Consider the following 13,139-nt stretch of genomic DNA (forward strand, 5'->3'; position numbering starts at 1 on the left):
TCAACGTATTGCATGTCCTACCGCTCGCTAAAACGCGTTCTCGGCGAAACGAACCTGGAGCGGAAGTGCCGCTTCTTGTTCGGGACCTGCTTGCTGCTGTTGATCATGGGAAGTTTCACCTGGTACGGTCAGCAGACCGAACAGCTGGTGCACGAGAAGAACGAAGCGACCGGGCGTCTGTTGGTCGATGCGGTGCTGCTGAAGATCCACTGGCAAAGCAACGAAAAGACGTCGCAGCCAGGTTACGACGCGTACGTCGCCGAGACGGGACTCGACCTGGAATACATCACGTACAGGTGGGAAATCCTGGTTCGCGACCCGGAGGCGCAAAAACTGGCCCGCACGCTCAACAAAGAAGAGCGCATCGGACTGCCGGCCAACGAAAAGGAGTACCAGATCCTGGCCGAGTTGCAGTACGAGCAGGAGACCCGCGACAAAGAGATTCTGGAGAAGTTCTTAGCGACTCCAGAGCTCGAGACCAAAGTGGTCGACGAAGAGTGGGTCAAGTTCAAGCCGCAAAACGACAATAAGAATCTGGTTGAATACTCGCCCGTCTCTCGCTCATCGTACAACGACAACAGTAAGAAGTACGTTTACTACCAGCCGATCTACTGGAAGCATTCGTGCAAGACGTGCCACTACAACGACATCGCCGCCGCCTTCCCGGCCGGCGCCCCCGCGATTGACGACAAGCTGCCGTTCACGGTCGTCAAAATCACCAAGGATGACGACGTCACGCAGGTGGCGCTCAACAAGAACTTCGCCTTCCTGGTGGCGACCGGCATCATCACTGTGGCGCTCTCGATGGCGGCGCTCTACTTGATCGTCAAATACGTAATCGTCAAACCGCTCAACCATCTGCGTGAGGTGAGCGAAGAGGTGACCAACGGCAATACGTCAGTCCGGGCCGACATCCGCACCAACGACGAGTTTGAAGATCTCGCCTCGTCGTTCAACAAGATGTTGCGTCACTTGATCGATGCGCAAAATCAATTGCACCTGGCCAACGATGACCTCGACAACAAGGTCGACGAACTGGCCCGCGTCAACGTGCAGCTCTACGAAATGAACCGCGTCAAGAGCGACTTCCTGGCCAACATGAGCCATGAGTTGCGAACCCCGCTCAACAGCATCCTCGGCTTCTCCGACGTGCTCAGCGGCATCGACAGCTTGAACGACAAGCAAAAGCGGTACGTCCAAAACATCCAGAAGTCGGGCCGCTTGCTGCTCGACATGATCAACGACATCCTCGACCTCGCGAAGATCGAGAGCGGTCGGATGGAAGTCCGCCCCAGCGAGTTCTCGGTCGCTGCGGTCGTGCGGGCCAACTGCGATATGGTTCGCTCCCTGGCCGAAGAGAAAAACCTCGATCTCGACTGCGATGTGCAGGACGGGGGCGAGCCGATGTTCCAAGACCAGACCAAACTGCAGCAGATCTTGACCAACCTGCTGTCGAACGCGATCAAGTTTACGCCGGAAGGGGGACGCATCACGGTCCGCGTTTCTCGTGAAGAGGACGAGATGATCCTCGCGGTCACCGACACCGGCGTCGGCATTGCCGAAGAAGATCGCGAAGTTATCTTTGAAAAGTTCCGTCAAGGCGCCGTTTCGCCGCGGAACGATTCGCTGACGCGCGAGTTCTCTGGCACCGGTCTCGGTCTGTCGATCGTGATGGAAATCTGCAAACTGCTCGATGGTTCGGTCGACCTTGAGAGCCAGCTGGGCTCCGGCAGCACCTTCACGATCCGCATTCCGTGGATCGCCGACGAAGGGCCCGACCTTTCGCAATCGACGTTTCGCAGTAAGCTTAACGATCTGAGCAAGTCGAGCGGCGAATTCCCTCGGATCCCCGGTCCGAACGCGAACAACGGCGGCTCGTCCAACGCCGCTTCGCCCTCGCAGCGCAGCTTGACGTAGTCCTTGGGCCGAGCCTTCGCCGGTCGTTTCGATTCACCCCAATTTCTTCGCGACTCACCTTATGCCGTTCGAACCAGAAATCGCCCTCTACACCGATGGCGCCTGCAGCGGAAACCCCGGTCCCGGCGGCTGGGCCTTTATCCTGCGTCATTTGGCCAGCAACAAAGAGATGGAAGGCTCTGGCGGCGAAGAGGTTTCGACCAACAACCGGATGGAGCTGCAGGCAGTGATCGAAGGGCTCGGCACGCTGACCCGACCTTGCCGCGTCGAGCTGTTCACCGACAGCGTCTACGTCGGCAAAGGGATGACCGAGTGGATGCCGAAGTGGAAGCAAAACAACTGGCGCCGCAAAGAAGGCAAATCGTGGAAGCCGGTGAAGAACGAAGAGCTATGGCGCCGCCTTGACGAACTGCTGCTGACCCACCAGGTGAAATACACCCGCGTCGCCGGCCACAGCGGCCATCCCGAAAACGAACGCTGTGACGAACTGGCGGTCGAAGCGAGCCAGAAGTACAAGTAAGTCAAACACTAGCCCGCAGCGCCAGCGAGGGACTGCGTTGGGCCAAATGACGAATGCCGAAACCGGAATGACGCATTGCGATGGTTTCGTCATTCGAGCTTCGACATTCGTCATTCCCTTGAGACCACATTCCCTCGCTGGCGCAGCGGGCTAGTGTTGGGCTAGTTTTGTCTTACAAACGGCGTCGCATTGGCGAAATCTCTCGCTAAAATAGCCAGGATGTCGACTCCCAGCGCCAACCCGTCGCTTGAACGCCTGCGTACTCCCGTTCAATACCTGAAGGGAGTCGGGCCGCATCGCGCCGAGAAGTTGGCTCGGCTCAACATTTTCACAGCGCTCGATCTCCTCTTCTTCTTTCCCCGCGATTACCAAGACGTCCGCGACGTCATCCCGATCGCCCAATTGGTCGAAGACGAACCGGCCAGCATCATCGGGATTGTGGAAGAGGTGACCCTCCGCAACACCGGGCCAGGGCGTTCGATACTGGGCGTTTTGATCCGCAGCGACGATCAATACCTGCGGGCGGTCTGGTTCAACCAACCTTTCCTGCGGCGGCGATTTAATGAAGGAACCCGCGTGCTCCTCTCGGGCAAGCCGACCATGAACGGGCTCCGCTGGGAGATGGCCCACCCGATCGCCGACGTACTGGAAGAAGCGCAAGAAGAGATCGGCGGCAAGATCTTGCCGATCTACCCGCTAACCGAGGGAATCCGCCAAGGCGCGATGCGGCGACTGGTCCACCTGACGGTCGAAGAGTATCGCAAAGAGATCGAAGAGGTCCTGCCGCAGTCGTTTCTCGACGAGCATGGCCTGATGCCGGTCCATCATGCGATCCAGCAGATCCATTCCCCCGATGATCACGAGTCGAAAGCGGCGGCTCAGCGGCGGTTCATCTACCAAGAGCTGTTGGTGCTGCAATTGGCACTGGCAGTCCGGCGCTACCAATTGACCGCCAGCCGGCATTCGCTGCCGATTCCGATCGACGGCCGTATCGACGACCGCATCCGCCGTCTGATCCCCTTTGAACTGACCGAGGCCCAAAACCAGGCGGTCGCCGAAGTGACCCAAGACCTCGCTCGCGACGTCCCGATGAACCGGATGCTGCAAGGAGACGTCGGCTCGGGCAAGACGATCGTCGCCCTCTACGCGATGCTGGCCGCGGTCGCCGCCGGATCACAAGCGGCGATGATGGCGCCGACCGAAGTGCTGGCTCGTCAGCATGCCAGGACGCTGGGCAAGTTGCTCGCCCAGGCGCAGGTCAAAGTCGGCCTGTTAACCGGCACCCTGACCGACCGTCAGCGTCGTGAACTGCTGGCCGAAGTCGCCTCCGGCGAAGTGCAGCTATTGATCGGCACCCAGGCAATGATCGCCAGTCAAATCGAATTCAAACAGCTGGGGCTGGTCGTGATCGACGAGCAGCACAAGTTTGGGGTTCGTCAGCGAGGATTGTTGCGCAGCGCCGGGCTCGATCCGCATTATCTGGTGATGACGGCGACGCCGATCCCGCGGACGATTGCGATGTCGCTGTTTGGCGATCTCGACGTCTCCTCGATTCGCGAAGCTCCGCCAGGCCGCCAGCCGGTCCATACCTATATCGGCGCCGAGGAAGAACGGGAAAAATGGTGGGAGTTCTTTCGCAAGAAACTACGTGAAGGACGCCAAGGCTACGTCGTTGCGCCGCTGGTCGATGAGTCTTCGACCGGCGATAGCGCCAGCGCCGAGCAGTTGATGGAGTCGCTTTCCAACGGCGAGCTGGAAGAGTTTCGACTGCGCCTGCTGCATGGCCGGATGAGCGCCGAAGAGAAAGAAGAGACGATGCGTCTGTTCAATGACGGCGAGATCCAGACGCTCGTTTCGACGTCGGTGATCGAAGTCGGCGTTGACGTTCCCAATGCGGTCGTCATGACGATCGAAGGGGGCGAACGCTTTGGTCTGGCGCAGCTGCACCAATTGCGTGGTCGCATCAGCCGCGGCAGTCACGCTGGGTTCCTCTGCATCTTTGCGGATCCCAAGTCGGATCAATCGCGTGAACGACTCGAGGCGCTCGCCAAGTCGACCGATGGCTTTGAATTGGCCGAGCTCGACTTTCGACTTCGCGGGCCAGGCGACCTGTTTGGCTTCAAGCAGCATGGGATGCCGCCGCTACGGATCGCCGACCTGCAGCGCGACGCCGAACTACTGGAAAAGGCCCGAACCGATGCCCGGTCGATCATCGCCGCTGATCCGGCCCTGGCCGACGCCAAGTGGGAAAAATTGCGGCGAATGGTTTTCATTCGGTACGGAAAATCGTTAGAGATCGGCGATCTGGCCTAAATCTCACCCCCCAGTTTTTGCCTCATAGGCGTTTTCGAAGTAACGTTTCCTTCGAGCGTTTTTCTTATAGCTGTAGCGTTTCTGGCGTTGGTGAGGCAAGCTGGTCAAGGCGACCGAAGCAGGCAAATCCTCAAGATTCGTCGATGCAGGTCAACGCCGACCAGCGCGGCCGCAACCAGCCACAACGCTAAAGATTGAAGAAAACCGCTCTAGTTGGCGGCCGCGTGCTTCTTAACGAACTCGACCAACAATTGACATGCCGGCGGAACCGCAGTGCCGTGATTAAAACCACCCACCTCATGCAATTCCGCCTGCTTGTTTCCTAGCCCGGTCATCATCCGCCACAGATAGGCGTTCTCTTCGTACCGGCCGAGCATGTCCAGCTCGCGATCGCCGGTGACCAGCATAAACGGCGGCGTATCTTTGCGGGGATAGTAAGCAGGCGCCAGTTCGTTGATGATCGGCGTGTTGCGATCGATGCCGCTTTCGCTGCGAATGGTGAAATGGGTGAACATCTGCCCGCTGAGCGGCGCAACGCCTGCCAGTTGATCGGCGTCGATTTCATGGGCGGCCAGCCAACGCTTGTCGAGGCCGACGATGCCGGTCAGATAGCCGCCGGCCGAGTAGCCGCTGACAAAGATCTTTTTTGGGTCGCCCCCAAACTTTTCAATGTTGCGAAACGTCCAGGCGATCGCCGCAGCGGCGTCTTCGATGTAGGCCGGGGACTTCACCTTGGGGGACAACCGATAGTTGACCGCCACCACGGCGAACCCTTGGTTTTTCAGCTCCTTCGGCACCGACTTGCTGCCGCCGGTCAGTCCGCCGCCATGAAACCAGACGACCGTCGCAAACCCTTTCTCGTTGGCCGGGTAGTAGACGTCGACCTTGCACCGCTCCTTTTGATACTCGGTGAGCGTCTCTCCTTCGCGATACGGAATATCTTTGTCGGTTTGATATTCGGCGGCGAAAGACGAAGCGGAAACGAGCAGCGCCAAAGCAAGCGAAGCGAGGGACAGAAGTCGCATGAGGTCGGCTTTCGGCAGGCGGGAGAAGGTGGCGGGGGAACGTCAGATGTTCCTACTATTCTCAACTGCCGACCGGCATGATTCAACCCAACAAGTTTGGCCCCTAGGTTTACCAACGTGTGCCACTGCTGGCTTGTCCAGCAGGTACTCAGTTCGCACTGCTGGACAAGCCAGCAGTGGCACACATTAGAGCGTTGACCTACTCTAGCCGCCAACGGCGACTTGTTCGCCGACCGACCAGGCGGACGGATTGGCGGGGTCGCGTTCGACGCGGCGATACAGGGTATCGCGTTCGACCGGTTCGCGTCCCGTTTCGCTGATCAGGCGGCGAATATCTTCGACCGACAGCACTTCCGGCGTGGTCGCGCCAGCGTCGTGGTAGATCAGTTCGTGACGAACGGTACCATCGATGTCGTCGGCGCCGTAAGCGAGCGCCGTCTGCGCGGTCTCGATGCCGAGCATGATCCAGTACGCCTTGATGTGATCGAAGTTATCGAGCATCAGCCGCGAGATCGCCATCGTTCGCAGGTCCATCAAGACCGACGGCTTCTTCAAGTTGCGCATCGCCGCCAACTTGGTGTTGTCAGGATGGAACGCCAGCGGAATGAACGTCTGGAACCCGCCGGTCAGATCCTGCTGCTCACGCAAACGAATCAGGTGGTCGATCCGATGGAACGCGTTTTCGATGTGGCCGTACAGCATCGTGGCGTTGGTCTTGATGCCCAGCTTGTGCGCCGTGCCGTGCACTTCAAACCATTTGTTCGAGTTCGCTTTGTGCTCGCAGATCTGATCGCGAACTTCGCGGTGGAAGATCTCGGCGCCGCCGCCAGGCATACTGCCCAAACCAGCGTCGAGCAAATCGGTCAGCACTTCCTCGACCGGCTTTTTGGTCAGGAACTCGAACCAGTTGATCTCGACCGCGGTCCAGCCCTTCAGGTGCAGCGTCGGAAAGGCGTCGTGCAAAATCCTCAGACAGTTGACGTACCACTCGTATTTCTTCTGGTGATGCAGACCGCCGACGATGTGCATCTCGGTGCAGCCGTTGTCGACCGCTTCCTGACCGCGAGCGACAATCTGCTCGTCGCTCATCACGTAGCCGCGCGGCTCTCGCAGGTCAGCCCGGAACGCGCAAAAGTTGCAGCGATAGACGCAGATGTTGGTCGCGTTGAGATGGGTGTTGATGTTGTAGTAGCCGAAGTTTCCGTTCTTCCGCTCGCGGACCAAGTTGGCCAGCGCCGCCACTTCGTTCAGCGGCACGTCGTCCTGATAGAGGTAGACCCCTTCGTCCAGCGACAGCCGATCGCCGTTTTCCACTTTGTTAGCAATCGTATCGAGCGAAATTCCACCAGCCATGGGCGTCGGCTTCCTACATCAAATCCAGAGTCAAAATCAGCTAGAGTGACAACCGCAAAGCTTGGGCGGCCGCAACCAACTCTTTATGTTCTAACGAATGGTCACTCCCCGCAAGGGGCGACCGCCGCATCAATCCCCGCTTTCGCGGCATCCACAATCCTGTCGATCTCCTCCAGCGTGATCGACAGGGGAGGCATGATAACCACCACATTGCCCAGCGGACGGAGCCAGACCCCATTTTGGGTCGCATGCCGACAGGCTCGCCAGCCGCGGCGTTCGGTCCACGGATATTCCTGGCCCGTTTCCTTGTCGGCGATCAGCTCGACCCCCACGATCAGGCCGCATTGCCGCACCGAGGCGACGTGCGGGTGGTCAACCAGTTCGGCCAGTCGTTTTTCGAGATGAGCGATCTTGGCCGGCAGCTGCTCGAGAATTTTCTCCTCTTCAAACACATCGAGCGTCGCCAGCGCCGTCGCGCAGAGCAGGGGATTGCCACTAAAGGTATGCCCGTGAAAGAAGGTCTTCAGTTCGCCGTAGGTCCCCAGAAAGGCGTCCCAGATCTTGGTGGTCGCCACGGTGACGCTCAGCGGCAGATAGCCGCCGGTCAGCCCTTTGCCCAGACACAAAAAGTCAGGCGTCACCTCTTCCTGCTCGCAAGCGAACATCGTGCCGGTTCGCCCCATGCCAACGGCGATCTCGTCAAAGATCAGCAGCACGTCGTACTTGTTCGTCAGCTCGCGCAGACCGCGAAGATAGCCTTTCGGCTGCACCAGCATGCCGGCGGCGCCTTGCACGAGCGGCTCGATCACCACCGCGGCAAGCGTCTCGTGATGCTCTTTGAGAACCGCTTCCAACTGATCCAGGTAATACTGGCAGGCAGTCCCAGCCGTCACGCCATCGGGCAAATGATCACGATCGGGCGACGGCAAGCGATGGACCGAGAAGAGCAGGGGGCGGAACATGTCGTGGAACATCTCGACGCCGCCCACACTGACACTGCCGAGCGTGTCGCCATGATACGCCTCGTGAAACGCGATGTAGCTGGTCTTTTTCGGCCGCGGGTCTTCTCGCTGTTGCCAATACTGAAACGCCATCTTCAGCGCCACTTCGACCGCCGACGAACCGTCGCACGCGTAGAAGACGTGATCCAGGTCGCCGGGCGTCAACTCTACGATCCGCTTGGTCAGTTCGATCGCTGGGACGCTGGAGCAGCCGAGATTGGTGACATGGGCGACCTTATCGAGCTGATCGCGAATCGCCGCGTCGAGCTTTGGATGGCGGTGGCCGAAGGTGTTGCACCAGAGACTGCTGACGCCGTCGAGATAGCCGTTGCCGTCGATGTCGTACAGCATGCAGCCTTCGCCGCGCTCGATGATCAGCGGCTCGTACTCGGACATTTGCGTGAACGAATGCCAGTGGGCTTTACGGTCCCAATGACGCAGCTCTTCAGGAGTTAAATTCATCGCCGGAGAGAGGGAATCAAGATGTCGACTGAAATTGGGGGCGCCGTTGCCACGTCTTTGTGGCAATGAATGCGGTCACCAAATTCGGAACGGCGACGCCCGGTCGCACGACTTTCCCAAGACTGATTAGCAGGGCGATCCGTTGGCGAAGAACGGAGGCACATTCATTGCCACGAAGACGTGGCAACGGCACCCGCCGTCAAACCATTCCGATCCCATCCAACCTACCAGGAAATCTCGACTTTCGCGCCGGGGCGGATGCCGAGAAACATGGCGGCGCTTTCGCCGACGATGCAGAGTTCGAGAAAGCCGCTGAGGCCCAGGACCGCCACGTAGGTCATCTCGGGCTGTTGATGGTCGGCCGGATAGATCCCCAGCGTTCGATGCTCGTCGCAGGTGATCGTCGTCCCTTCGTCACACGGCGCATCGGCGAGCTGGTCGTGCGAAATATCGCTAATGAGGTCGCCCGATTCCGAAATTGCGGTGATGCTGCCGACTAGTTTCGCCGCCACGGGCCGGGCCTCAAGATGAAGGGAGAGTGGAGTTTTGGTGAAGAGCGTCTGGGCCGATTCTAGCCCGATAGCACGAATTCGCCAAGCGTCTGGCCAACACGTAAAGTGAATAGCAGTCAACTCTTAACTTCGATTTTTACCTGAACAGCCCCAGATCCCCCCATCCAAGCGGATGCATCGCCGCCAACGATAGAGACTTCCAACTGGCCGCTGGAGCCGTAGAGTGCGACCGGAGAACCTGTTTTTCGCTCGCTATATGTCGATACAAGTGGACCGACCGCCCGACCGTCGACCTCGACCGAGACGATCTCGGCGTCGCCAACATCGCTGCGAGAAATGTTCGTCACCAGATTGCCGAACGAATCGGCGTACAACACCTCGCCGCACAGCATGCCAGGATTGCGCGAAACCGCCGGCAGGTCGAACCGCGAGATCTCGGCCAGCGCCGGTCCCACTTCGTCCCACAAACCGCCAGCGGCCAAATAGGCGCCAACCGGTCCCATCACATCGCGGCCATGAAAAGTGGCCGATACGCTTGAGCGCCACAGCTTAGGATTGGCGACCTCACGTAGTTGCGTTATCTCGCCAGAGGCGGCGGCGACCGACAGCAAACCATTATCAGGCAGCACGAAGAACTGTCCCGCGATCTCGGCGGCGATGATCTTCCGCTGGCTACCGACGCCGGGATCGACGACGCCCACGTGGACTGTCCCGTAGGGAAAGCTGCGGCAAGTCCGATCGAGCAGATAGGCGCCTTGCCGGATGTTCTGCGGCGCGACGCTGTTGGTGAGATCAACGATCGTCGCCAAGCGATGAACCGCGAGGATCGCTCCCTTCATCTCGGCGACGTAAGGACTATCGGCGCCAAAGTCGGTGAGCAGCGTGATGATCCCCGACCTCATCGTCGCCCCACTTACATGCTGGCGGACATATCGATGCACATCTGACGGAATGTGCCAGGATCGATATTTGGGTTCTTCTTTTTCGCCTGACCGATGAGAGCGCCGACCGCTTTGACTTTTCCTTCCTTCAGGTCAGCGACGACCTTGGGGTTGTTCTCGAGCAGTTCGCGGCAAAGGTTTTCGAGTTCCGAGTCGTCGACCTTCTCGATCCCCATCTCCTTCATCACGTCGGCGGCCGACTTGTCGGAGTCGAGCATCTCGGCGAAAACGTCCTTTGCCCGGGTGCCGTCAATCTCTTTGCCGGCGACCGCTTTGATCAGTTCGGCCAAGCGCTCCGGCGAAATCGGAAAGCCGCCGATCTCCAGGTCCCGTTCTTTCTGAACGCGGAGAACTTCCTGCTGCACCCAGTTGCTGGCGAGTTTGCCGTCGCCGCCCAGTTTGGCGAGCGTTTCGTAATACTCGACCGTCGCGCGACCTTGGTTGACGATCACGTCCGCGTCGTACGCCGGAATCTTGTATTCCGCTTCCAAACGCTCGCGCATCTGCCGCGGCAGTTCGCACAGCGAGGCCATCACGGCGGCGACTTCTTCTTCGGTCGTGGTGACCGGCGCCAGGTCAGGCTCGGGGAAGTAGCGGTAGTCGCTCGACTCTTCTTTGTGCCGCTGACCGCGGGTGACTTGAGCCTGATCGTCCCAGCCGCGGGTCTGCTTCGGCACTTGGCCGATCTTCTGTTTGGTCTCTTGCCAAACTTCGTACTGCCGCGTCGCTTCGTAGGCGATCGCTCGCTCGACGGCGCGGAAGCTGTTCATGTTTTTGATCTCGACGATCGGCGTTGCGGCCTTCTTGCCGTCGTCGTCCAGCAGATGCAGATTCACGTTGGCGTCGACGCGGAGGCTTCCTTCCTGCATGTTGCAGTCGGAAACGCCGAGGTACTCCAAGATCAACTTCAGTTCGGTCAGATACGCCTTCGCTTCGAGCGGCGAACGCATATCGGGCTCACTGACGATCTCCAACAGCGGCGTGCCGGTCCGGTTCAGGTCGATGCGGCTATCAGCTTTGCCGGCCGCTTCGTCATGCATGCTCTTGCCGGCGTCCTCTTCGAGGTGAGCCCGGATGATGCGGACCTTACGCGGCTCGAACTGCCCCTTGGGATCGGTGATCAGCAGATAGCCTTTTTGCGACATCGGCAGATCGAACTGGCTGATCTGGTAACCCTTCGGCAAGTCAGGGTAGTAGTAGTTCTTGCGATCCCACTTGGTGAAGCGGGGGATCTCCAGGTTCAGCGCACAGGCGGTCTGCATCGCCAGCTCAAAGGCGTGACGATTCATGACCGGCAGCGTTCCCGGCATCGCCAGGCAAACCGGGCAGGTCTGCGTGTTGGGCGCGGCGCCGTACTTGGTGCTGCAGCGGCAGAAGAGCTTGGTGTTGGTCGCTAGTTGGACGTGAACTTCCAGCCCAATGACGATTTCGTAGGGCGACTCGCTCATGACAGTTCCGGTCTCCGCTCGTGCCAGTCGGTCGCGGTTTGATACATATGGGCCGCTTGCAGTAGACGCTCTTCAGCCAGCGGCGGTCCTTGCAATTGAACGCCGATCGGCATGCCGCTCTTGCTGAATCCGCACGGAATCGAAATCCCGCCGACGCCAGCCAGGTTGGCGGTCACCGTGAACAAGTCGCCCAGGTACATCGCCAACGGATCGTCGGTTTTCGTTCCGGCGGCAAACGACGGCGTGGGTGCGGTCGGGCCAATCAGCAGATCGACGTTCTTAAACGCCGTTTCGTAGTCGTTGCTGATCAGGCGGCGAACCTTGAGCGCCTTCAAATAGTAGGCGTCGTAGTAACCGGCGCTGAGCGTGTAGGTGCCGAGCATAATCCGCCGCTTGACCTCCGGCCCAAATCCTTCCGCTCGGCTTTGGCGGTACATGCGAACGAGCGACGTATCGAGCTTCTTCAGCTCTTCCTCGTCTCCCTTCGCTTCCAGTTCGGCTCGCTCTTTCGCCAACTGCTCCAGCATCTTCGCTTCATCGCAGCGATGGCCATAGTGGGCGCCGTCAAAGCGGGCCAGGTTACTCGAAGCTTCACTCGGGGCGATGATGTAGTAGACCGCGATGCCGTACTTGCTGTGGGGCAGCGAGATGTCGGTCACCGTGGCGCCGAGCGACTTGTAAACCTTGATCGCTTCCTGAACGGCCGCGTCGACTTCGCTATCGAGCCCTTCGCCGAAGTGCTCTTTGACGATGCCCAGGCGTAAACCCTTCAGCGGCTGTTTAACCGACTGCGAGTAGGCCGGAATCCGCACGTTGGCCGAGGTCGAGTCGTGCGGGTCATAGCCGGCGATCGCTTCCAGCAAAAGTGCGGTATCCTCCGCCGTGCGAGCCATCGGGCCGATTTGATCCAGGCTGCTCGCGAACGCGATCAAGCCGTAGCGGCTGACCAGACCGTAAGTCGGCTTCATCCCAACCACGCCGCAGAACGACGCCGGCTGACGGATCGAACCGCCGGTGTCGGTACCGATCGAAAGCGGGGCCATCGACGCAGCCAAACAGGCCGCGGCGCCGCCGCTCGATCCGCCGGGGACGCAGTCGAGGTTCCACGGGTTGCGGGTCTTGCCGAGGGCCGAGTTTTCGGTCGAGCCCCCCATGGCGAACTCGTCCATGTTGGTCTTGCCGATCAAGACCGCGTCGGCCGCCTTCAGCTTGCTGATCACCGTGGCGTCGTACGGAGGAACGAAGTTCTCCAGCATCTTCGACGCACAGGTGGTGACTTCACCCTTGGTGCAGAGCAGGTCTTTGATCGCGACCGGAACGCCGGCCAGCAGGCCGAGCTTTTCGCCCTTCTTGCGCCGCGCGTCAACGCTTTCGGCTTGCTCCAGGGCAGAGTCGGTCATGACCCGCAAGAACGAGCCAACCTGTTTATCGGCCCCTTCGATCTGGGCCAGGCAGGCCTTGGTCAGTTCGACAGAGGTAATCTCGCCCGACTCCAGCTGCGTAAGCAGTTGTGCGGCGGAAGCGTGAATCAGAGACATCGATTTCCCGGAGTCCGCGAGTTCGGTGGTGGTGCGTCAAGAAGCGTTTGCCGACACCATACCGCCGGCGCTGCGCTTCGCCAAGCATGGGCCGACAGGGTAAAAGCGT

At 59.6% G+C, this 13,139-nt stretch carries 10 protein-coding genes; 3 read left to right on the forward strand and 7 right to left on the reverse strand.

Annotation, left to right across the window (positions count from 1 at the left end; genetic code table 11):
* The first annotated feature begins 12 nt into the window (after window positions 1–12).
* From Enr8_RS17525 to recG, 3 genes are all read left to right on the forward strand, one after another.
* Window positions 13–1,917, forward strand: a complete 1,905-nt coding sequence (locus tag Enr8_RS17525; protein WP_146433929.1) for a sensor histidine kinase — start codon at window positions 13–15, stop codon at window positions 1,915–1,917.
* A 61-nt stretch (window positions 1,918–1,978) separates the two neighbouring features.
* Window positions 1,979–2,437 carry a ribonuclease HI gene (rnhA, locus tag Enr8_RS17530; protein WP_146433931.1) on the forward strand — a complete coding sequence of 153 codons (459 nt, stop codon included), beginning with the start codon at window positions 1,979–1,981 and terminating at the stop codon, window positions 2,435–2,437.
* Between the two features lie 219 nt (window positions 2,438–2,656).
* A complete protein-coding gene (gene recG, locus Enr8_RS17535; protein ID WP_146433933.1) occupies window positions 2,657–4,750 on the forward strand; it encodes an ATP-dependent DNA helicase RecG in 2,094 nt (697 codons plus the stop codon).
* Window positions 4,751–4,959: 209 nt separating this feature from the next.
* Here recG and Enr8_RS17540 read toward each other — a convergent pair whose 3' ends face one another.
* From Enr8_RS17540 to Enr8_RS17570, 7 genes are all read right to left on the reverse strand, one after another.
* Complete coding sequence (locus Enr8_RS17540) at window positions 4,960–5,775, reverse strand: alpha/beta hydrolase (protein WP_146433935.1); 816 nt, start codon at window positions 5,773–5,775, stop codon at window positions 4,960–4,962.
* 204 nt (window positions 5,776–5,979) lie between these two features.
* Window positions 5,980–7,128, reverse strand: coding sequence for an aminofutalosine synthase MqnE (gene mqnE / locus Enr8_RS17545; protein ID WP_146433937.1), 1,149 nt, complete (start codon window positions 7,126–7,128; stop codon window positions 5,980–5,982).
* Between the two features lie 101 nt (window positions 7,129–7,229).
* Complete coding sequence (bioA, locus tag Enr8_RS17550; protein ID WP_146433939.1) at window positions 7,230–8,591, reverse strand: adenosylmethionine--8-amino-7-oxononanoate transaminase; 1,362 nt, start codon at window positions 8,589–8,591, stop codon at window positions 7,230–7,232.
* Between the two features lie 224 nt (window positions 8,592–8,815).
* Window positions 8,816–9,103, reverse strand: coding sequence for an SAM-dependent chlorinase/fluorinase (locus Enr8_RS17555; RefSeq protein WP_146433941.1), 288 nt, complete (start codon window positions 9,101–9,103; stop codon window positions 8,816–8,818).
* A gap of 116 nt (window positions 9,104–9,219) precedes the next feature.
* On the reverse strand, window positions 9,220–10,005 hold the full coding sequence (locus tag Enr8_RS17560; RefSeq protein ID WP_146433943.1) for an SAM hydrolase/SAM-dependent halogenase family protein: 786 nt from the start codon (window positions 10,003–10,005) through the stop codon (window positions 9,220–9,222).
* 11 nt (window positions 10,006–10,016) lie between these two features.
* Window positions 10,017–11,492, reverse strand: a complete 1,476-nt coding sequence (gene gatB, locus Enr8_RS17565) for an Asp-tRNA(Asn)/Glu-tRNA(Gln) amidotransferase subunit GatB (RefSeq protein ID WP_146433945.1) — start codon at window positions 11,490–11,492, stop codon at window positions 10,017–10,019.
* Window positions 11,489–13,030, reverse strand: coding sequence for an Asp-tRNA(Asn)/Glu-tRNA(Gln) amidotransferase subunit GatA (locus tag Enr8_RS17570; RefSeq protein ID WP_146433947.1), 1,542 nt, complete (start codon window positions 13,028–13,030; stop codon window positions 11,489–11,491). The genes gatB and Enr8_RS17570 overlap by 4 nt, the downstream gene beginning before the upstream one ends.
* Window positions 13,031–13,139: the final 109 nt, after the last annotated feature.

This window comes from Blastopirellula retiformator, from assembly GCF_007859755.1.
In the GTDB taxonomy this organism is placed as follows: Bacteria; Planctomycetota; Planctomycetia; order Pirellulales; family Pirellulaceae; genus Blastopirellula; species Blastopirellula retiformator.